Source organism: Streptomyces sp. NPDC025806, from assembly GCF_055558275.1.
The window spans coordinates 139,120-158,673 of sequence record NZ_JBVHMU010000012.1 but is presented as its reverse complement, the minus strand read 5'-3'; the positions used below and the strand labels follow the sequence as shown (position 1 = coordinate 158,673).

Sequence of the window (19,554 nt, the reverse complement as noted above, 5' to 3'; positions counted from 1 at the left end):
CGTTCATTCGGTTGTCGCGCTTGGCTCCCCCTCCGGAGGCAAGATGCGGGATCATGTCTGCCATGACCGAGGTGTCCTCGCTCACAGGGCGGCTGCTCGTGGCCACACCCGCCCTCGCGGACCCGAATTTCGACCGGGCGGTCGTGCTGCTCCTCGACCACGACGAGGAGGGCTCGCTCGGCGTCGTCCTCAACCGGCCCACGCCGGTGGACGTCGGCGACATCCTGGAGGGCTGGGGCGACCTGGCCGGTGATCCGGGTGTCGTCTTCCAGGGCGGTCCGGTCTCGCTGGACTCCGCGCTCGGCGTGGCCGTCATCCCCGGCGACTCCCTGGAGCGCGCCCCGCTCGGCTGGCGCCGGGTGCACGGCGCGATAGGCCTCGTCGATCTGGAGACCCCGCCGGAACTGCTCGCCGCGGCCCTCGGATCGCTGCGGATCTTCGCCGGCTACGCGGGCTGGGGCCCGGGCCAGCTGGAGGGCGAGCTGACCGACGGGGCCTGGTACGTGGTCGAGTCGGAGCCCGGCGACGTGTCGGTGACCCGCCCCGAGGGGCTGTGGCGGGCGGTGCTGCGCCGCCAGCGCAGCGAGCTCGCGATGGTCGCCACCTATCCGGACGACCCGTCGCTCAACTAGGCCCTGTCCGCAGGGCGGCGCCGACGGCTCTTCGCCGTTCGCGGGCCCTTCAGTACCCTTGGCCCTTATGAGCACTCTCGAGCCCGAGCGCGGGACAGGTACGGGGACCCTCGTTGAGCCGACGCCGCAGACGTCGCACGGGGACGGCGATCACGAGCGCTTCGCGCACTATGTCCAGAAGGACAAGATCATGGCCAGCGCGCTCGACGGCACGCCGGTCGTCGCGCTCTGCGGCAAGGTCTGGGTGCCGGGCCGTGACCCGAAGAAGTACCCCGTGTGTCCCATGTGCAAGGAGATCTACGAGTCCATGGGCGCCGGCGGCGACAAGGACAAGGGCAAGGACGGCGGGAAGAAGTAACGCGCTTCCCCCGGCCTCTCGTTCTCTCGTCCCCCGAGGCTCCTGGTGCGCGGCAGCGATGCCGTGCGCCGGGAGCCTTTCGTGTGCGGTCGGGGGCCGTCGTGCTCTCGGTGTGCTCGGACGTCCGATCGAAGGGGCGCCCCCGATCGTGTGAGTCACGGGGAGGGGCGGCGTGTCCCGGCAGGTCCGGCGCCGGGAGCCGCGGTGCGGCGGCCCCCGGTCACGGGCGGGCACCCCGGGCCGCACCGGTGCGCTGGGTGCGGCGGGGCCGTCCGGATATGCACGCCGGGACGGCACGACCGGCCCTTACGCGTTTCTTATGCGACGTACATATGCGACGCGCATGCCGGCCGGGCGCGGTTCCCCCGTGTCCCGGGTCCGTCTTCCGGAGCGCCGTCCGAAACGCCTCGTACCTCACCGGAGAGGGGCAGAGCGTGCGAGGCGGTGATGTGCCGTCAAATCGGTCATCTCCCAGGTGGAAGGGGCGAATGCCTCCTACCGGACCCCCTCTCCGGGTGCCGGGGAAGATGTGCCAGAGTTGCCACGTCCGGCCTGTCAGCACGTACCGTACGGCGGAACAGGCGTTACGGCGGGTAGGACGGTCGCGCGCGGACCACGCGGGGCCCAGGCCGCCGCCGATGCGCACGGCCGGACATCGGGAAGGGGCAGCCGGCTTTGACCACGCACGCACCGCAGGCGACACAGGCCGCGGTACTTCCGGGTTCGCTCGACGAGGCGGTCGCGGCGCTCGCCGCCCTGCCCGCCGCCGTGCCCGTCGCCGGCGGCACCGATCTCATGGCGCAGGTCAACGCGGGTCAACTCCGTCCCGCCGCCCTCGTCGGACTCGGCCGGATCAGCGAGATCCGCGGCTGGCAGTACCAGGACGGGCACGCGCTCCTCGGCGCCGGACTCACCCACGCCCGCATGGGCCGCCCCGACTTCGCCGCGCTCATCCCCGCCCTCGCCGCCGCCGCCCGCGCCGCCGGACCGCCCCAGATCCGCAACGCCGGCACCCTCGGCGGCAACATCGCCTCCGCCGCGCCGACCAACGACTCGCTGCCCGTGCTCGCCGCCCTCGAGGCCACCCTCGTCATCGCGGGGCCCGGCGGCGCCCGGCGCGAGGTGCCGGTCTCGCACCTGCTCGCCGGCATGGAGATGCTCCGGCCCGGCGAACTCATCGGCTTCGTACGGGTACCGCTGCTGCACGCCCCGCAGGTCTTCCTCAAGGCGACCGGCCGCACCGGGCCCGCCCGCGCGACCGCCTCCGTGGCCCTGGTGCTCGACCCGGCCCGGCGCGGGGTGCGCTGCGCCGTCGGAGCCATCGCGCCCATGCCGCTGCGGCCCCTGGAGGCCGAGCAGTGGGTGGCCTCGCTCATCGACTGGGACGGGGAGCGCGGGGCGCTCGTGCCCGAGGCCGTGCAGGCGTTCGGCGAGTACGTCGCCGCGGCCTGCATCCCCGATCCGGAGCCCGACGCGGACGGCACGCAGCAGCAACTGCCGCCCGCCGTACTGCATCTGCGGCGCACCGTCGCCGTACTGGCCCGGCGTGCACTTGGGAGGGCGCTGTCGTGACGAACGAGTACCACGGTCCGGGACCCGACCCCTCCGGTTCTGACGTCCCCGGCGCCGACGGCTGGCAGCCGGTGCCGCCCGGCGAGTACGACTCCGACGCGACCGCCTTCGTCCAGCTGCCGCCCGAGGGCTTCCCGGAGACCGCGCCGCTGGCCGCGCCCGGGCACAACTACGTCCCGCCGCAGATAACGGTGAGCCCGGCCACGGGCGCCGCCGCGGTCGATCCCGCGGCGACCGGGGTGTGGGTGCTTCCGCCCGAGCTGACCGGCGCCGCGCCGGAGCAGCCCCCGCATCCCGAGCACGTAGAGCACGCCGAGCACGTCGAACGCGCCGAGCACGCCGAGTATCAGACCGGGCAGTGGTCGATCCCTGTCGTGTCGGAGGGTGAACTCGCGGACGACTCCGGCGAGTTCACGACCTCGTCGATCGCCGAGCAGTGGGGCGACCGGACCCCGCCGCCCGCCACGCTGCCGGGCGGCGCGACCGCGCCGTGGGCCCACGAGGCCTGGGCCCAGCCCGGTCCGGAACCGGAGCCCGTACCGGTCGAGGTCCCGGAGCCGGTGGAGGCCGCCGCAGCGCCGGAACCGGAACCCGAAGCGGAACCAGAACTGGAAGCGGCGGTGGGCGGGGCCACCGAGCCGGCCGCCGACGGCACACCCGGTGACGGCGACAGTGATGGTGGGACCGAGGTCGAGGCCGAAGGTGACGGTGACGCCGCCGTCGAGGAGGCCGCCCCCGCCCCCGCCGTCATGCCCCTGCACGACGACCACCCCCTGGTCAGTTACGTCCTGCGGGTCAACGGCAGCGACCGCCCCGTCACCGACGCCTGGATCGGCGAGTCCCTGCTCTACGTGCTGCGCGAGCGCCTCGGCCTGGCCGGCGCCAAGGACGGCTGCTCACAGGGTGAGTGCGGCGCGTGCAACGTCCAGGTGGACGGCCGCCTCGTCGCCTCCTGCCTCGTCCCGGCGGCCACCACCGCCGGCAGTGAGGTCCGTACGGTCGAGGGCCTGGCCGCCGACGGGCAGCCCTCGGACGTGCAGCGGGCCCTCACCGCCTGCGGCGCCGTCCAGTGCGGCTTCTGTGTGCCCGGCATGGCGATGACCGTCCACGACCTGCTCGAGGGCAACCCGGACCCGAGCGACCTGGAGGCCCGCCAGGCGCTGTGCGGCAACCTGTGCCGCTGCTCCGGCTACCGCGGTGTGCTGGACGCGGTGCGCCAGGTGACCGCCGAGCGCAAGGCGTCCGCCGAGGCCGGCGAGCCGAGCGAGACCGACGGACCGGGCCTGCCCGAGGGCGGCGAACCACGCATCCCGCACCAGGGCGGCCCCGTGCACGGCGAGGGCGTGGCCCCGCCGCCCGGCGCACCCGGCCCGTACGGCGAGACCGGCGCGGGCGACGGCGCATTCGGTGACTTCCGGAACGGAGGGCAGGCATGACGAACGAAGCGACCGAGGCCACCACCCTGCTCACCGGGACCACGCCGGTCCCGGGCACGCCCCCCGGTCCGCCCGAGACCGAGGAACTCCCGCACGGCCTCGGCGTCACGCTGCCGACCGTGGAGGCGGCCCCCAAGGCCGAGGGCACGTTCCCGTACGCCTCCGACCTGTGGGCCGAGGGACTGCTCTGGGCCGCCGTGCTGCGTTCCCCGCACGCCCACGCGCGCGTGGTGTCCATCGACACCACCCACGCGCGCGAGATGCCCGGCGTGCGCGCCGTCGTCACGCACGAGGACGTCCCCGGCGGGCCCGTGCCCGGCCATCGCGCCGCCGACCGCCCGGTGTTCGCCTCCGACCTCGTGCGCCACCATGGCGAGGCGCTCGCCGCCGTCGCCGCCGACCATCCGGACACGGCCCGGATCGCCGCCGCCGCGATCATCGTCGAGTACGAGGTCCTCGAACCCGTCACCGATCCCGAACAGGCCTTCGCTGCCGAGCCGTTGCACCCCGACGGCAACCTGATCCGGCACATCCCGCTGCGCCACGGCGACCAGGAGGCGACCGGCGAGACAGTCGTCGAGGGCCTCTACCGCATCGGCCGCCAGGACCCCGCCCCCATCGGCGCCGAGGCCGGCCTCGCCGTCCCGCGCCCCGACGGCGGCGTCGAGCTGTACATCGCCTCGACCGACCCGCACGGCGACCGCGACCTCGCCGCCGCCCGCTACGGCCTGGAGCCCGAGCGCGTGAAGGTCGTCGTCACGGGCGTCGCCGGCGCGACCGCCGACCGCGAGGACCCGAGCTTCCACCTCCCGCTCGGCCTGCTCGCGCTGCGCACCGGCCACCCGGTCAAGCTCACCGCCACCCGCGAGGAGTCCTTCCTCGGCCACCCGCACCGCCACCCGACGCTGCTGCGCTACCGCCACCACGCCGACGCCGAGGGCCGGTTGGTGAAGGTCGAGGCGCAGATCCTGCTCGACGCGGGCGCCTACGCCGACACCTCCTCCGACGCCCTCGCGGCGGCCGTCTCCTTCGCCTGCGGCCCGTACGTCGTGCCGAACGCCTCGATCGAGGGCTGGGCGGTCCGTACGAACAACCCGCCCTCCGGTCACGTACGCGGCGAGGGCGCGCTCCAGGTCTGCGCCGCCTACGAGGCCCAGATGGACAAGCTCGCCAAGAAACTGAACCTCGACCCGGCCGAGCTGCGCCTGCGCAACGTCCTGGCCACGGGCGACGTCCTGCCCACCGGCCAGGCCGTCACCTGCCCGGCCCCCGTCGCCGAACTCCTCACCTCGGTACGGGACTTCCCGCTCCCCGAGCTGCCCATGGACACCCCGGAGGAGGACTGGCTGCTGCCCGGCGGCCCCGAGGGCGCGGGCGAGCCGGGGGCCGTGCGGCGCGGTGTCGGCTACGGCATCGGCATGGTGCACATGCTCGGCGCGGAGGGCGCCGACGAGGTCTCCACCGCCACGGTGAAGGTCCACGACGGGGTCGCCACCGTCATCTGCGCGGCCGTCGAGACGGGCCAGGGCTTCACGACGCTCGCCCGCCAGATCGTCCAGGAGACGCTCGGCATCGACGAGGTCCACGTGGCGCCCGTCGACACCGACCAGCCCCCGGCGGGCCCCGGCTGCCGGGGCCGGCACACCTGGGTCTCGGGCGGCGCGGTGGAGCGGGCGGCCAAGATGGTCCGCACCCAGCTCCTCCAGCCGCTGGCCCACAAGTTCGGCATGTCGACCGAGCTGCTCCAGATCGCCGACGGCAAGATCACCTCCTACGACGGCGTCCTGTCGACCACGGTCGAGGAGGCCATGGACGGCAAGGAACTCTGGGCCACCGCCCAGTGCCGCCCGCACCCCACCGAACCCCTCGACGCGGACGGCCAGGGCGACGCCTTCGTCGGCCTCGCCTTCTGCGCGATCCGCGCCGTCGTGGACGTCGACATCGAGCTCGGCGCCGTCCGGGTCGTCGAACTGGCCGTGGCCCAGGACGTGGGCCGGGTCCTCAACCCCGGCCAGCTCGCGGCCCGGATCGAAGCGGGTGTCACCCAGGGCGTCGGCGCGGCCCTCACGGAGAACCTCCGCACCTCCCAGGGCATCGTCCGCCGCCCCGACCTCACCGGCTACGCCCTGCCGACCTCCCTCGACGCCCCCGACATCCGCATCGTCAAACTCGTCGAGGAACGCGACGTGGTGGCCCCCTTCGGCGCCAAGTCCGCCGGCGCGGCCCCGGTCGTCGCCTCCCCGGCAGCGGTGGCCTCCGCCGTCCGCGCGGCAACGGGCCGCCCGGTCAACCGCCTCCCGATCCGACCCCAGGCGGCGGTCGTCACGGAACCGGCCACGACGTCGACGTGAACCTAGGCTGGGTCCGTGACCGATGACATCGCGTACGACATACGGATCCGGCCCGGCAGCGGGGACGACGCGCCCGCCATTCTCGGGATGCTCGACGGTGCCGTGGCCTGGATGAACTCCCGGGGGAACACGGAGCAGTGGGGGACCGTGCCGTACTCGCGGACGCGGGGCGGCACCGAGCGCGTCGAGCGGTACACCACCGTCAACCAGCCCTTCGTCGCCGAGCTGGACGGCGTGCCCGTCGGGGCCGTTGTGCTGGACACCGGCCCCAGCCCGCAGATGCCGATCGCTCCGGCCGGCGAACCCGAGCGCTACGTACGGCTGTTGATCAGCGACCGGCGGCGGGCGGGGCTCGGGATCGGGGCGGCGCTGCTCGCGCGGGCCGTGGAGGAGACGCGGCGGGCCGGCGTGGACCTGCTGCGGGTGGACTGCTGGGCGGGTGGCGGAGGACAGCTCGTCGCGTACTACGAGCGGAACGGTTTCGTCCGTACGGAGAGCTTCCGGTCCGGTCAGTGGCCGGGGCAGGTGCTGGCCCGGCGGGTCGGCGAGGGCTGACGCCGAAGGGGCGCCCCCCCCTCGCGGAGATCGTCCGCGGGCAGAGGCGCCCCTTCGTCTTCGCGCAGCCCAGCGCCGTTGGGCTGCGACCGAGGCCGTGACCGGAATCGAACCGGCGTGCTTCGCTTTGCAGGCGAATCCCTAAGCCACTCGGGCACACGGCCAAGCGCTGCAACGACCGTACGAGGGTCGGCGCGGCCTCCTCAAGGGATCCGGGCGGGGCGCAACACGACTGCCATACCCCGTTCACGGGCGGGGGCGGGGAGTGGCGGGTCGTACGACCAAGGGACCAGGCAGAAGGCGGTCTTCCGACAGGGGTCAGGCGGCGCTACGCCCCTTACTCTGATGCGCATGGCCGCCCTCGAAGACGACGTCACCGCCGCATCCGTCCCGGCACCCGCATCCGAGTCCACCGCCGACACCGAGGACGGCGGTGTGCTGGGGCGGGACTATCGCGCGCTCAGCATCGGGATCGTCACCGTCGTGCTGCTGATCGCCTTCGAGGCGACCGCCGTGGGCACCGCGATGCCGGTCGCCGCGCGGGAGCTGGACGGGGTGTCGCTGTACGCGTTCGCGTTCTCGGGGTACTTCACGACGAGCCTGTTCGGGATGGTCCTCGCCGGGCAGTGGGCGGACCGGAGCGGACCGCTGGGAGCGCTGAGCGCCGGGATCGGGGCGTTCGCGGCCGGGCTCGTGCTGGCCGGGACCGCCGGGACCATGTGGCTGTTCGTCGCCGGGCGGGCTGTGCAGGGGCTGGGGGGCGGCCTGGTCATCGTCGCGCTGTACGTCGTCGTCAGCCGGGCCTACCCGGAGCGGCTGCGGCCCGCGATCATGGCGGCGTTCGCGGCCAGCTGGGTCGTGCCGTCCATCGTCGGGCCGCTCGCCGCCGGAGCCGTCACCGAGCACCTGGGATGGCGCTGGGTGTTCCTCGGGATCCCCGTGCTCGTGCTGCTGCCGCTCGGGCTCGCGGTGCCGCAGATCCGGCGCCGGGCCGGCGGCCCGGCCGTCGCCGACGCCCCCGCGGAGGGGAAGGGGGCCGGGCTCGACCGGCGGCGGATCCGGCTCGCGTTCGGGATCTCGCTCGGGGCGGGCCTGCTCCAGTACGCCGCCCAGGACCTGCGCCCGCTGTCCCTGCTGCCCGGCGTCGCGGGCGTCGCGCTGCTCGTGCCGTCCGTGCTCGGCGTGCTGCCCCGCGGCACGTACCGGGCGGTGCGCGGGCTGCCGTCGGTGGTGCTGCTGCGCGGGATCGCGTCCGGGGCGTTCATCGCGGCCGAGTCGTTCGTCCCGCTGATGCTGGTCACGCAGCGGGGCCTGTCGCCGACGCTGGCCGGGTTCTCGCTGGCCGCGGGCGGCGCGACCTGGGCGCTGGGCTCCTGGGTGCAGTCCCGGCCCCGCCTGGAGCCGTACCGGCAGCGGATGGTCGCCGGTGGCATGGTGCTGGTCGCCGCCGCGATCGCGACCGCGCCGAGCGTGCTGATCGCGGCCGTGCCCGTGTGGATCGTCGCGGTGGCCTGGGCCTTCGGCTGCCTGGGCATGGGGCTCGTGATCTCGTCCACCAGCGTGCTGCTGTTCCAGCTGTCCGCGCCGCAGGAGGCCGGGGCGAACTCCGCCGCGCTGCAGATCTCCGACGGCCTGACCAGCGTGGTCCTGCTCGCGGCGGGCGGCGCCGCGTTCGCCGCGCTCGGCGGGGGAGCGGTCGGGCACGGGGTCGCGCAGGGGGCGGGCGGCTCGCACCCGGGGGCGTTCGCCGCCGTGTTCCTGCCGATGGCGGTGGTCGCACTCGCCGGGGCCTGGGTCGGGACGCGGCTGCGGGCCGCGCGCTGAGCGGGCCGCCGGGCGTGACGTGATCGCGACTGCCTGTGAGAGACGGCCAGTTGATCTGTGACCCGCGTCCCAACCGCCCCCGCCGCGGCCTCGTCCGCCGCGCTCGTCGACCGGGCCCCCGGTAAGGTGGCCCGGTTGTCATACGTGGCCGTGCTGCCGGGAACGGCCGACGCAGCCCGCGTAGCGACGACGCCTACGTAGCCGTGCCGTCCAGCCCTGAGTAATCGGAGACCGTGACTACCACCGCCGCCACCAGCTCCTCGTCCCACCACCTCTCCCCGGCCTTCCCCGGCCGCGCCCCCTGGGGCACCGCCAACAAGCTGCGTGCCTGGCAGCAGGGCGCGATGGAGAGGTACATCCAGGAGCAGCCCCGCGACTTCCTCGCGGTCGCGACGCCGGGCGCCGGCAAGACGACCTTCGCGCTCACCCTCGCCTCCTGGCTGCTGCACCATCACGTCGTGCAGCAGGTGACCGTGGTCGCGCCCACCGAGCACCTGAAGAAGCAGTGGGCGGAGGCGGCGGCCCGCATAGGGATCAAGCTGGACCCCGAGTACAGCGCGGGCCCGCTCAGCAAGGAGTACCAGGGCGTCGCCGTGACGTACGCGGGCGTCGGCGTGCGGCCCATGCTGCACCGCAACCGCTCCGAGCAGCGCAAGACGCTGGTCATTCTTGATGAGATCCACCACGCCGGTGACAGCAAGTCGTGGGGCGAGGCCTGCCTGGAGGCGTTCGAGCCGGCCACCCGCCGCCTCGCCCTCACCGGCACCCCGTTCCGCTCCGACACCAACCCGATCCCCTTCGTCACGTACGAGGAGGGCAACGACGGCATCCGGCGCTCCTCCGCGGACTACACGTACGGCTACGGCAGCGCCCTCGGCGACGGCGTCGTCCGCCCCGTGATCTTCCTCAGCTACAGCGGCAACATGCGCTGGCGCACCAAGGCCGGCGACGAGATCGCGGCGCGGCTCGGCGAGCCCATGACCAAGGACGCCGTCAGCCAGGCCTGGCGCACCGCGCTCGACCCGCGCGGCGAATGGATGCCCAGCGTGCTGCGCGCCGCCGACGCCCGCCTCACCGAGGTCAGGAAGGGCATCCCCGACGCGGGCGCCCTCGTCATCGCCTCCGACCAGGAGTCGGCCCGCGCCTACGCCAAGCTCATCCGGGAGATCACCGGGAGCAAGGCGACGCTCGTCCTCTCCGACGACACCGGCGCCTCGAAGCGGATCGACGACTTCGCCGCGAGCGAGGACCGCTGGATGGTCGCCGTCCGCATGGTGTCCGAAGGCGTCGACGTGCCGCGCCTCGCGGTCGGCGTGTACGCGACGACGATCTCCACCCCGCTGTTCTTCGCGCAGGCCGTCGGCCGTTTCGTACGGTCCCGGCGGCGCGGCGAGACGGCCTCCGTCTTCCTGCCCACCGTCCCCGACCTGCTCGGCTTCGCCAACGAGATGGAGGTCGAACGCGACCACGTCCTCGACAAGCCGAAGAAGGAAGGCGAGGAGGACCCCTACGCCGAGTCCGAGCAGGAGATGGACGAGGCGAACAAGCAGCAGGACGAGGACACCGGCGAGCAGGAGCAGTTCTCCTTCGAGGCGCTGGAGTCCGAGGCCGTCTTCGACCGGGTCCTCTACGACGGCGCCGAGTTCGGCATGCAGGCCCACCCGGGCAGCGAGGAGGAGCAGGACTACCTCGGCATCCCCGGGCTCCTCGAACCCGACCAGGTGCAGCTGCTGCTCCAGAAGCGGCAGGCCCGGCAGATCGCGCACAGCAAGAAGAAGCCCGACACCGAGGCCGACCTGCTGGAGCTGCCCGCCGAGCGGCGGCCCGTCGTCTCCCACAAGGAGATGATGGAGCTGCGCAAGCAGCTGAACACGATGGTCGGCGCGTACGTCCACCAGAGCGGCAAACCGCACGGCGTCATCCACACCGAGCTGCGCCGGGTGTGCGGCGGGCCGCCGAGCGCGGAGGCCACCGCGGGGCAGCTGCGCCAGCGCATCGCCAAGGTCCAGGAGTGGGCCACGCGCATGTCCTGAGCGGCGCGGGGCGCAGTTCCTGCGGGGTGTGCGGACCGGGGCATTCCCGATGATCTCCGGCTTGTTACTGACCGGATTCTGGACGGAGTCTTCCGCTGAGCGGACCTTCCTCGCTAGATTCCCGGGCAACGCACACGCCCCGTGGCAGAGCCGCCGCGGAGCGCAGCCGGTACGCCCGAAGACTTGCCGTACGCACCAGACGCACGCGGCGCAGGGCCTGCTGCCGACCGGCGGCCTCTGACGCGCGTCGCCGAACGGGACCGGTGGCGCAACCGCCGCGGAGGAGACCGCCTACCTCACACTAAGGAGTGGGCGTCGTGACCGCGGAGACCTCCCAGACGCTCGACCGGGGACTACGAGTCCTCAAACTGCTCGCCGACACCGACCACGGCCTGACCGTGACCGAGCTCTCCAACAAGCTCGGGGTCAACCGGACCGTCGTCTACCGCCTCCTCGCCACGCTGGAGCAGCACGCCCTGGTCCGCCGCGACCTCGGCGGCCGGGCCCGCGTGGGGCTCGGGGTGCTGCGGCTCGGCCGGCAGGTGCATCCGCTGGTGCGCGAGGCCGCGCTGCCGGCGCTGCGCTCGCTGGCCGAGGACATCGGGGCGACGGCGCACCTGACCCTCGTGGACGGTACGGAGGCCCTGGCCGTGGCCGTCGTCGAGCCGACCTGGACGGACTATCACGTGGCGTACCGGGCCGGGTTCCGGCATCCGCTCGATCGCGGGGCGGCGGGGCGGGCCATTCTCTCCGCCCGCCAGGGCGGGTCCCTGGAGCCCGGGTACACGCTGACGCACGGGGAGCTGGAGGCGGGTGCGAGTGGTGCGGCCGCGCCGCTGCTCGGGGTGACCGGTCTTGAGGGGTCGGTCGGGGTCGTCATGCTGGCGGATGCCGTTCCGGAACGGGTGGGGCCGCGTGTGCTGGACGCCGCGCGTGAAGTGGCCGACGCCTTGCGCTGAGGGTTCGTCCGCGGCTCCGGTGGGGCTTCTCGCGCAGTTCCCCGCGCCCCTGGAAGGCATGCGGCTTCGCCGCGCCTTCCCCCGACAGAAGGCGCCCGGCGCCTTGATCGGGGAAATGCGACCCGAAGGGTCTGCATTTCAGGGGCGCGGGGCTGTGTCCATCAGCGGCTCCGCCGCGGGGCGCGACCAGCCCCCACCGGGCCCGCAGACGAAGACCCGCCCCGATACATTGGCTGCGTGTTCAATCGCCTCAGCCGTAACACTCGCCTCGCCCTGTGCGCCGTCCCCTTCGTGGGGCTGGTCGCGACCGCGGCCTTCGCCCCGCTGCCGTTCGCCGTGGCGCAGCCCGGGCCGACGACGAACGTGCTGGGGGAGGCCGGGGGCAAACCCGTCATCGAGGTGAGCGGCGCCCCCACCCGGGACACGGGCGGTCAGCTGCGCGCGGTGACGATCCTCGCGACGGGGCCGGACGCCACGCTGCACCTGGGCGGCCTGCTCGACGCCTGGTTCCGTGACGACCGGGCGGTGATGCCCAAGGACTCGGTGTATCCGCAGGGCGACACCACCAAGGAGATCGAGCAGCACAACCAGCAGGAGATGAAGGGCTCGCAGGACGCCGCGACCGAGGCCGCCCTGGACTACCTCGGCGAGGACTCCGGCAAGGTGAAGGTGTCGTTGCAGCTCGGCGACGTCGGCGGGCCCAGCGCGGGCCTGCTGTTCTCGCTCGGCATCGTCGACCTGCTCGACGGCGACGGCGCGGGCGGCGACCTGACGGGCGGGAAGTCGATCGCGGGCACCGGCACGATCGACGACAGCGGCCGGGTCGGCGCGGTCGGCGGTGTCTCGCTCAAGGTGCAGGCCGCCCACCGCGACGGGGCGACCGTCTTCCTCGTACCGAAGGCGGAGTGCCGGGACGCGAAGGCGTCGGCGCCGAAGTCGATGCGGCTCGTCCCGGTGACCACGCTCAAGGGCGCGGTCACCGATCTGACGGACCTCACGAAGGGCTCCGGGGCCGTACCGAAGTGCTGACCCGGTGCCGGGCGGGCCGGGTCACTCCTTGACGAAGCCCTCCTGCACCAGCCAGTCCTTCGCCACGTCGTGCGGGTCCTGCCCGTCGACGTCGACCTTGGAGTTCAGGTCCTGGGCGACGGTGTTGTTCAGCTTCTTGGTGATCGGCTCGATGACCTCGGCCATCTTCGGGTACTTCTTCAGCGCCTTGCTGTTGATCACCGGGGACGCGTTGTAGTTCGGGAAGAACTTCTTGTCGTCGTCCATCACCGTGAGGTTCATGGCCTTGATGCGGCCGTCGGTGGTGAAGACCTCGCCGTAGGTGCAGGTGCCCTTGGCGGCCTGCGTGTAGATGATGCCGGTGTCCATCTGCGTGATGTTCTTGGCCGGCAGCTTCATCCCGTACTTCTTCTCCATGCCGGGCAGCCCGTCTGCCCGGTTGGCGAACTCGCTCTCCACGCACAGCGTGACCGCGGCCGGGTCCTTCTTCGCGAGCGCGGCGACGTCGGAGAGCGTCTTGGTGCCGTACTTCTTGTAGTTGGCCTGGTTCATGGCGAGCGCGTACGTGTTGTTGAGCGCGGCCTTCGGCAGCCAGGTGACACCGTTCTTCGCGTCGGCGTCGCGGACCGCCGTCCACTGCTTCTGCGGGTCGGGGATGGGCGCGGAGTTGCCGAGGTACGTGATCCAGCCGGTGCCCGTGTAGTCGTACATGGCGTCCGCGTCACCGGACTTGATGGCCTCGCGGGCGCCGATGGAGCCCTGGATGCCGGTCCGGTCGAGGACGTCGGCGCCGGCCGCCTTGAACGCGATGCCCATGATCGCGCCGAGGATCAGCTGCTCGGTGAACTCCTTGGACGCGACCGTGATGTCCGCGCCCTTCAGCGGCTCGCCCTGGCCGACCGAGCCCGGGTGCACGTCGTCGACGAGCGGGCTGCCGCTGGTGAGCCCGCAGCCCGAGAGCCCGGCCAGCAGGGCCAGACCGGACAGCGCGGCGGCACCGGCCCGTACGCGGTACCTCATGAGCGCACCTCCAGACCGCGCGGCCGCAGCAGGAGCTCGGCCAGCGACGCCAGCCAGTCCACGAGCAGCGCGAGCGCGATCGTCAGGATCGAGCCGAGCATCAGGACCGGCATGCGCTGATTGGTGATGCCGGTGGTGATCAGGACGCCGAGCCCGCCGCCGCCGCCGAACGTGGCGAGCGTGGCCGTGCCGACGTTGAGGACGAGGGCCGTGCGCACACCGGCCAGGATCAGCGGTACGGCCAGCGGCAGTTCGACCTTGGTGAGGACGCCGAGCGGCGACATGCCGATGCCGCGGGCCGCCTCCAGGAGCGTCGGGTCGTTCGCCTTCAGGCCCGCGATCGTGTTGGAGAGCACTGGCAGGATCGCGTAGATGATGATGCCGATCAGGGCCGACTTCTCGCCGATGCCGATCCAGATGACGAGCAGGGCGAGCAGGCCGATCGCCGGGGTGGCCTGCCCCATGTTCGCGATTGCCAGGGCGACCGGGGTGGCCTTGCGGAACATCTTGCGGGTCAGCAGGATCCCCAGCGGGATCGCGATGATCAGCACGAAGAACGTGGAGATCACGGTGAGGCTGATGTGCTGGCGCAGCGCCTTCCACACCTGGCCGTTGGAGAGCGCGTTCTCGGAGATCGGGTCGAGGTCGGCGTTCGCGAACCACAGCCAGGTGGCGAGGAGGATCACGATCAGCACGGCCGGCAGGAACGTCAGCTTCTGCCAGGTGATGCGGCGGGCCGGCCGGGGAGCGGGCGGCTGGGCCTCCTGCTCGCCCTCGCCGTCGTCGCGGAACGCCAGGCCCTTGACCTCGTGCTCGCCCTCGGGGCGGGCGGCGTCCTGCTTGCGGGGACTGCTCACGCCTTCGCCTCCCCCTCCGCGGCCGTCGCGCCCTCCTGCTCCTGGTGGGTCTGCTGGGCGCGGTGCTCCTCCAGCTCGTGCTGGTGCTCGACGGCCTCCAGGCGGTCGGCCTCCAGGAGTTCGTGCACGGAGTTCATGAGCGTCTCCATGTCGACGACGCCCTCGTACTCGCCGCGCCGGCCGGTGACCGCGACCCGGCCCGCGTTGTCCGTGAGGACGGCCTCCAGCGCGTCGCGCAGGGTCGCGTCCCAGGTCACCGTGTCGTGGACCAGGGTGCCGGCGCGGGCCAGGGAGCCCTTGGCGCGCATCAGGTCGCCGCGCCGCAGCCACTTGTAGGGGCGGCGGCGCTTGTCGAGCAGCAGCAGCTCGTTCGTCCCCGCCGCGCGGAGCTTGTTGAAGATCTCCTGGAGCGGGTCGTCGACCTGGACGGTGGGGTAGTCGGTCACCTCGACGTCGCGGACGCGGGTCAGGTTGAGGCGCTTGAGCGCGGCGCCCGCGCCCACGAAGCCGGAGACGAAGTCGTCGGCCGGGTTGGTGAGGATCGCCTCGGGGGTGTCGAACTGGGCGATGTGCGACTTCTCGCGGAGCACCGCGATCCGGTCGCCGAGCTTGATCGCCTCGTCGAAGTCGTGGGTGACGAAGACGATCGTCTTGTGCAGCTCGTGCTGGAGCCGGATCAGCTCGTCCTGGAGGTGGTCGCGGGTGATCGGGTCGACGGCGCCGAACGGCTCGTCCATCAGCAGCACGGGCGGGTCGGCGGCGAGCGCCCGGGCCACGCCGACGCGCTGCTGCTGGCCGCCGGAGAGCTGGCGCGGGTAGCGGCCGTGGAACTCGCCGGGGTCGAGCCCGACGAGGTCCAGCATCTCCTCGACCCGCGACTTGATCCTCGACTTGGACCAGCCGACCATCTTCGGGACGAGCGCGATGTTCTGGGCGACGGTCATGTGCGGGAACAGGCCCGAGGACTGGATCGCGTAACCCACCTTGCGGCGCAGCTTCACCGGGTCCATGTCGGTGACGTCCTCGCCGCCGATGCGGATGCGGCCGCCGGTCGGCTCGATCAGCCGGTTGATCATCTTCAGGGTCGTCGACTTCCCGCAGCCCGAGGGGCCGACGAAGATGATCAGCTCGCCCGCCTTGATCTCCATGTTCACGCTGTCCACGGCCGGATCGGCCGAGCCGGGGTAGCGCTTGGTGAGGTTCTCCAGCTCGATGCTGGCCCCGGACGCGCTCGTCGCGTTCGTCGCGGGCGCGTCGGCAGTGGCTTCAGACACGGATCCCCCTCGGGATGGTCAGCCGTCCGATGAGGACGTACGCGGCGTCGAACAGCAGGGCCAGGATGATGATGCCGAGGGTGCCCGCGAGCACCTGGTTGAGCGCGTTCTTGCTGCCCAGCGAGGCGATGCCGCGGAAGATCTCGTTGCCGAGGCCGGGGCCCGAGGCGTAGGCGGCGATGGCCGCGATGCCCATCAGCATCTGCGTGGAGACCCGGATCCCGGTGAGGATCGGCGGCCAGGCCAGCGGCAGCTCGACCTTGACGAGCCGGGCGAGACGCGACATCCCGATGCCCTTCGCCGCGTCGATCAGCGAGGGATCGACGCCGCGCAGCCCGACGATCGAGTTCCGCACGATCGGCAGCAGCCCGTACAGGGTCAGCGCGATGACGGTCGGGGCGACGCCGAGGCCGACGATCGGGATGAGCAGACCGATCATGGCGAGGGACGGGATCGTCAGGATGGTGGAGGTGGCGGTCGTCGCCAGGTTCCCGCCCCATTCGCTGCGGTACGTGAGGACGCCGACGAGGACGCCGATCACGGTGGCGACGACCATGCACTGGAAGACGGCGCTGGCGTGCTGGGCCGCGTCCGCGAGCAGCTGCTGGTGCCGGTTGACCAGGTAGTCCCAGAAGTTCATCGGCCCTCCCGGAAGCAGTCCAGGAACAGGAGGCGGTCCCGGAAGTCCGACACCCGCACGTCCATCGCGCCTCACCGCCGGGCCGTGCTCGTAACCGTCAGGAATCTCCCGACGCCTGCTCCACCAGCGGGATGATCCGCAGCGGAACGGGATTTTCCATGACGATCGCCGTGGAAGCCCGGACGATGCCATCAAAGCCGACGACCAGGTCGATCACCCGCTGGAGATCCGCGTTCGAACGGGCCACGAGCCGGCACAGCATGTCGCCGCTGCCCGTCGTCGTGTGCAGTTCCAGAACCTCGGGGACGGTCGCCAAATGGGCTCTGACATCGGCCCCTTGGCCCTGCCGGATCTGCAGCGTGGCGAACGCGGTGACCGGGTAGCCGAGCGCCGCCGGATCCACCTGGGGGCCGAAGCCGCGGATGACTCCATTCGACTGAAGCCGGTCGAGCCGGGCCTGCACGGTGCCGCGCGCGACGCCGAGTCGCCGCGACATCTCCAGCACACCGATCCGCGGCTCCCGTGCCAGCAGCAGGATGATCCGGCCGTCCAGATGATCGATCGCCATGCGCCCCTCCAGGGTGGTCATCCTGTACACACAGCCCGCAGAAACGGACCCGGCACTGGTCAGATTGCCCAGCGAATACGCAAACTATTGCGCACCTTGTGGAACGGCGAGAGCCTCCCCGTATGACGCAGACCACAGACCACACCCCCGACACCGCCCGGCAGGCCGACCCCTTCCCGGTCAAGGGGATGGACGCGGTCGTCTTCGCCGTGGGCAACGCCAAGCAGGCCGCGCACTACTACTCGACGGCCTTCGGCATGAAGCTGGTCGCCTACTCCGGACCGGAGAACGGCAGCCGCGAGACCGCCTCCTACGTCCTGACGAACGGCTCCGCCCGCTTCGTGTTCACCTCCGTCATCAAGGCCTCCACCGACTGGGGCCACTTCCTCGCGGAGCACGTGGCGGCGCACGGCGACGGCGTCGTCGACCTCGCCATCGAGGTGCCCGACGTGCGCGCCGCCTACGCGTACGCCACCGAGCACGGCGCCCGCGGCCTGACGGAGCCCTACGAGACGAAGGACGAGCACGGCACCGTCGTGCGCGCGGCCATCGCCACGTACGGCAAGACCCGCCACACCCTCGTCGAGCGCTCCGGCTACGACGGCCCGTACCTGCCCGGCTTCGAGGCCGCCGCCCCGATCGTCGAGCCCCCGGCCAAGCGCACCTTCCAGGCCATCGACCACTGCGTCGGCAACGTCGAACTCGGCCGCATGAACGAGTGGGTGGCGTTCTACAACAAGGTCATGGGCTTCACGAACATGAAGGAGTTCGTGGGCGACGACATCGCGACCGAGTACAGCGCGCTGATGTCCAAGGTCGTCGCCGACGGCACGCTCAAGGTCAAGTTCCCGATCAACGAGCCGGCCGTCGCCAAGAAGAAGTCCCAGATCGACGAGTACCTGGAGTTCTACGGCGGCGCCGGCGTCCAGCACATCGCGCTCGCCACGAACGACATCGTCGCCTCGGTGCGCGCCATGCGCGCGGCCGGCGTCCAGTTCCTCGACACCCCCGACTCGTACTACGACACCCTCGGCGAGTGGGCCGGCGAGACCCGGGTGCCCGTCGAGACGCTGCGCGAGCTGAAGATCCTCGTCGACCGCGACGAGGACGGCTACCTGCTGCAGATCTTCACCAAGCCGGTCCAGGACCGGCCGACCGTCTTCTTCGAGATGATCGAGCGGCACGGCTCCATGGGCTTCGGCAAGGGCAACTTCAAGGCCCTGTTCGAGGCGATCGAGCGGGAGCAGGAAAAGCGCGGCAATCTGTGATCCTCGCTCGTAGTCTGGCCGCATGGCCAGGATCAACGACGTAGGCGGCATGACAGGGTTCGGCGTCATCGACACCAGCGACGACGCCGAACCCTTCCACGCGGACTGGGAGGCGCGCGTCTTCGCGCTCCAGCGCGCGCTGCTCGTGAAGAAGGTGTTCAACCTCGACGAGTTCCGGGACGCGATCGAGACGATGCCGCCGCAGGAGTACCTCGCGGCCTCGTACTACGAGCGCTGGTTCCACGCGATCCGCACGCTCCTGGAGCGCAAGGGCGTCATCGAGGCGGGGGCGCTGGACCATGCCTGAGGCCGCCGCGCTCTTCTCACCGGGCGACACGGTCCGTACGTACGGCCACGACCCGGTCCACCACACCCGGCTGCCGCGCTACGCCCGCGGCAAGCTCGGCGTCGTCGTCGAGCCCGAGGGACTCGCGCCGCTCGCCGACGTCCGCTCCCAGGGGCGCGACGACGCCCCCGTCGAGATGATCTACGCCGTGCGGTTCAGCGCGCGCGAGCTGTGGGGCGAGGGCGACCACGACGTCGTCCTCGACCTGTCGCAGAGCTACCTGGAGGCAGCCGATGTCCGGTGACCACGACGACGCGGTGATCTCCCGTCAGGTACGGCGCCTGGAGACCCTGCTGGAGGAGCAGGGCATCGTCGGCGGCGACACCGTCGACGAGGTCATCGACGGATTCCTGTCCGGGGCCTCGCCGCTGAACGGGGCGAAGGTCGTGGCCCGCGCCTGGACCGACCCCGACTTCAAGGCCCGGCTCCTGGAGGACGGGACCGCCGCCGTCGGCGAGCTCGGATTCAGCTCGGGCGGAGTCCAGAAGCAGCGGCTGCGGGTCGCCGAGAACACGGACTCCGTCCACAACGTGATCGTGTGCACGCTCTGCTCCTGCTACCCGCTGCGGCTGCTCGGGCCCTCGCCGGGCTGGTACAAGAGCGAGGCGTACCGCTCGCGTGTGGTGCGGGAGCCGCGGGCGGTGCTCGCGGAGTTCGGGGTCGAGCTGGAGGAGACCGTCTCGGTCCGCGTCTGGGACTCCAGCGCGGAGACCCGCTACATGGTCCTCCCACGCCGGCCCGCCGGCTCGGAGGGCCTGTCGGAGGCGGAGCTGGTGTCTTTGGTGACCCGGAACGGGCTGATCGGCACGGCCGTCGTCTAACCGCGGCTCTCGTCGTGGCTGGTCGCGCAGTT

The 19,554-nt window shown here is 72.2% G+C and carries 19 protein-coding genes and 1 tRNA gene; 14 read left to right on the top strand and 6 right to left on the bottom strand.

Annotation, left to right across the window (positions count from 1 at the left end; genetic code table 11):
* The first annotated feature begins 62 nt into the window (after window positions 1-62).
* The 6 genes from ACZ4E1_RS26760 (at window position 63) to ACZ4E1_RS26735 (ending at window position 6,904) form a co-directional block, all read left to right on the top strand.
* Window positions 63-632, top strand: coding sequence for a YqgE/AlgH family protein (locus ACZ4E1_RS26760; protein WP_399125785.1), 570 nt, complete (start codon window positions 63-65; stop codon window positions 630-632).
* A 67-nt stretch (window positions 633-699) separates the two neighbouring features.
* Entirely contained in the window at window positions 700-990 is a 291-nt protein-coding gene (locus ACZ4E1_RS26755) for a DUF3039 domain-containing protein (protein ID WP_161301273.1), read from the top strand.
* 675 nt (window positions 991-1,665) lie between these two features.
* A complete protein-coding gene (locus ACZ4E1_RS26750; protein ID WP_399125449.1) occupies window positions 1,666-2,562 on the top strand; it encodes an FAD binding domain-containing protein in 897 nt (298 codons plus the stop codon).
* Entirely contained in the window at window positions 2,559-3,998 is a 1,440-nt protein-coding gene (locus ACZ4E1_RS26745) for a (2Fe-2S)-binding protein (RefSeq protein ID WP_467543648.1), read from the top strand. The genes ACZ4E1_RS26750 and ACZ4E1_RS26745 overlap by 4 nt, the downstream gene beginning before the upstream one ends.
* A complete protein-coding gene (locus ACZ4E1_RS26740) occupies window positions 3,995-6,349 on the top strand; it encodes a xanthine dehydrogenase family protein molybdopterin-binding subunit (protein ID WP_467543645.1) in 2,355 nt (784 codons plus the stop codon). The genes ACZ4E1_RS26745 and ACZ4E1_RS26740 overlap by 4 nt, the downstream gene beginning before the upstream one ends.
* An 87-nt stretch (window positions 6,350-6,436) precedes the next feature.
* Window positions 6,437-6,904: a GNAT family N-acetyltransferase gene (locus ACZ4E1_RS26735; RefSeq protein WP_467543874.1), complete on the top strand. Its 468-nt coding sequence runs from the start codon at window positions 6,437-6,439 to the stop codon at window positions 6,902-6,904.
* A 92-nt stretch (window positions 6,905-6,996) separates the two neighbouring features.
* On the opposite strand, the gene ACZ4E1_RS26730 is transcribed toward ACZ4E1_RS26735, so the two are convergent.
* Window positions 6,997-7,068 (bottom strand) — tRNA-Cys (locus tag ACZ4E1_RS26730).
* Between the two features lie 187 nt (window positions 7,069-7,255).
* Here ACZ4E1_RS26730 and ACZ4E1_RS26725 point away from each other — a divergent pair.
* From ACZ4E1_RS26725 to ACZ4E1_RS26710, 4 genes are all read left to right on the top strand, one after another.
* Complete coding sequence (locus tag ACZ4E1_RS26725) at window positions 7,256-8,728, top strand: MFS transporter (protein WP_467543642.1); 1,473 nt, start codon at window positions 7,256-7,258, stop codon at window positions 8,726-8,728.
* A gap of 233 nt (window positions 8,729-8,961) precedes the next feature.
* Window positions 8,962-10,761, top strand: coding sequence for a DEAD/DEAH box helicase (locus ACZ4E1_RS26720; protein WP_467543639.1), 1,800 nt, complete (start codon window positions 8,962-8,964; stop codon window positions 10,759-10,761).
* 317 nt (window positions 10,762-11,078) lie between these two features.
* A complete protein-coding gene (locus ACZ4E1_RS26715) occupies window positions 11,079-11,720 on the top strand; it encodes an IclR family transcriptional regulator (protein WP_467543636.1) in 642 nt (213 codons plus the stop codon).
* Window positions 11,721-11,957: 237 nt separating this feature from the next.
* Window positions 11,958-12,749, top strand: a complete 792-nt coding sequence (locus tag ACZ4E1_RS26710) for a S16 family serine protease (protein WP_467543632.1) — start codon at window positions 11,958-11,960, stop codon at window positions 12,747-12,749.
* Window positions 12,750-12,770: 21 nt separating this feature from the next.
* Here the strand turns inward: ACZ4E1_RS26710 and ACZ4E1_RS26705 are convergent, their stop codons facing one another.
* The 5 genes from ACZ4E1_RS26705 to ACZ4E1_RS26685 form a co-directional block, all read right to left on the bottom strand.
* Complete coding sequence (locus ACZ4E1_RS26705; protein WP_467543630.1) at window positions 12,771-13,748, bottom strand: glycine betaine ABC transporter substrate-binding protein; 978 nt, start codon at window positions 13,746-13,748, stop codon at window positions 12,771-12,773.
* Window positions 13,745-14,605 carry an ABC transporter permease gene (locus ACZ4E1_RS26700; RefSeq protein ID WP_467543627.1) on the bottom strand — a complete coding sequence of 287 codons (861 nt, stop codon included), beginning with the start codon at window positions 14,603-14,605 and terminating at the stop codon, window positions 13,745-13,747. Before ACZ4E1_RS26700 ends, ACZ4E1_RS26705 begins: the two co-directional genes overlap by 4 nt.
* Window positions 14,602-15,879 (bottom strand): betaine/proline/choline family ABC transporter ATP-binding protein, encoded by a 1,278-nt coding sequence (locus ACZ4E1_RS26695; RefSeq protein WP_467543624.1) that lies wholly within the window; start codon window positions 15,877-15,879, stop codon window positions 14,602-14,604. The genes ACZ4E1_RS26700 and ACZ4E1_RS26695 overlap by 4 nt, the downstream gene beginning before the upstream one ends.
* A complete protein-coding gene (locus tag ACZ4E1_RS26690; RefSeq protein ID WP_399125463.1) occupies window positions 15,872-16,519 on the bottom strand; it encodes an ABC transporter permease in 648 nt (215 codons plus the stop codon). The genes ACZ4E1_RS26695 and ACZ4E1_RS26690 overlap by 8 nt, the downstream gene beginning before the upstream one ends.
* A gap of 97 nt (window positions 16,520-16,616) precedes the next feature.
* Window positions 16,617-17,087, bottom strand: coding sequence for an Lrp/AsnC family transcriptional regulator (locus ACZ4E1_RS26685; RefSeq protein ID WP_188338630.1), 471 nt, complete (start codon window positions 17,085-17,087; stop codon window positions 16,617-16,619).
* Between the two features lie 122 nt (window positions 17,088-17,209).
* Between ACZ4E1_RS26685 and hppD the strand changes: the two genes are divergently transcribed.
* Genes hppD through nthA form a run of 4 tightly spaced genes read left to right on the top strand, consistent with a single transcriptional unit; the run spans window position 17,210 to window position 19,522 of the window.
* Entirely contained in the window at window positions 17,210-18,355 is a 1,146-nt protein-coding gene (gene hppD / locus ACZ4E1_RS26680; protein ID WP_467543620.1) for a 4-hydroxyphenylpyruvate dioxygenase, read from the top strand.
* A gap of 22 nt (window positions 18,356-18,377) precedes the next feature.
* Window positions 18,378-18,662 carry a hypothetical protein gene (locus ACZ4E1_RS26675; RefSeq protein WP_399125465.1) on the top strand — a complete coding sequence of 95 codons (285 nt, stop codon included), beginning with the start codon at window positions 18,378-18,380 and terminating at the stop codon, window positions 18,660-18,662.
* On the top strand, window positions 18,655-18,945 hold the full coding sequence (locus tag ACZ4E1_RS26670) for an SH3-like domain-containing protein (protein ID WP_467543615.1): 291 nt from the start codon (window positions 18,655-18,657) through the stop codon (window positions 18,943-18,945). Before ACZ4E1_RS26675 ends, ACZ4E1_RS26670 begins: the two co-directional genes overlap by 8 nt.
* Entirely contained in the window at window positions 18,935-19,522 is a 588-nt protein-coding gene (gene nthA, locus ACZ4E1_RS26665; RefSeq protein ID WP_467543612.1) for a nitrile hydratase subunit alpha, read from the top strand. Before ACZ4E1_RS26670 ends, nthA begins: the two co-directional genes overlap by 11 nt.
* The last annotated feature ends 32 nt before the right edge of the window (window positions 19,523-19,554 follow it).

Excerpts from the sequence above, each read along its gene's own strand:
- ACZ4E1_RS26760 (WP_399125785.1), top strand. The coding sequence starts at position 63 with ATGACCGAGGTGTCCTCGCTCACAGGGCGGCTGCTCGTGGCCACACCC.
- ACZ4E1_RS26755 (WP_161301273.1), top strand. The coding sequence starts at position 700 with ATGAGCACTCTCGAGCCCGAGCGCGGGACAGGTACGGGGACCCTCGTT.
- ACZ4E1_RS26740 (WP_467543645.1), top strand. The coding sequence starts at position 3,995 with ATGACGAACGAAGCGACCGAGGCCACCACCCTGCTCACCGGGACCACG.
- ACZ4E1_RS26735 (WP_467543874.1), top strand. The coding sequence starts at position 6,437 with ATGCTCGACGGTGCCGTGGCCTGGATGAACTCCCGGGGGAACACGGAG.
- ACZ4E1_RS26725 (WP_467543642.1), top strand. The coding sequence starts at position 7,256 with ATGGCCGCCCTCGAAGACGACGTCACCGCCGCATCCGTCCCGGCACCC.
- ACZ4E1_RS26705 (WP_467543630.1), bottom strand. The coding sequence starts at position 13,748 with ATGAGGTACCGCGTACGGGCCGGTGCCGCCGCGCTGTCCGGTCTGGCC.
- ACZ4E1_RS26690 (WP_399125463.1), bottom strand. The coding sequence starts at position 16,519 with ATGAACTTCTGGGACTACCTGGTCAACCGGCACCAGCAGCTGCTCGCG.
- ACZ4E1_RS26685 (WP_188338630.1), bottom strand. The coding sequence starts at position 17,087 with ATGGCGATCGATCATCTGGACGGCCGGATCATCCTGCTGCTGGCACGG.
- hppD (WP_467543620.1), top strand. The coding sequence starts at position 17,210 with ATGACGCAGACCACAGACCACACCCCCGACACCGCCCGGCAGGCCGAC.
- ACZ4E1_RS26675 (WP_399125465.1), top strand. The coding sequence starts at position 18,378 with ATGGCCAGGATCAACGACGTAGGCGGCATGACAGGGTTCGGCGTCATC.
- ACZ4E1_RS26670 (WP_467543615.1), top strand. The coding sequence starts at position 18,655 with ATGCCTGAGGCCGCCGCGCTCTTCTCACCGGGCGACACGGTCCGTACG.
- nthA (WP_467543612.1), top strand. The coding sequence starts at position 18,935 with ATGTCCGGTGACCACGACGACGCGGTGATCTCCCGTCAGGTACGGCGC.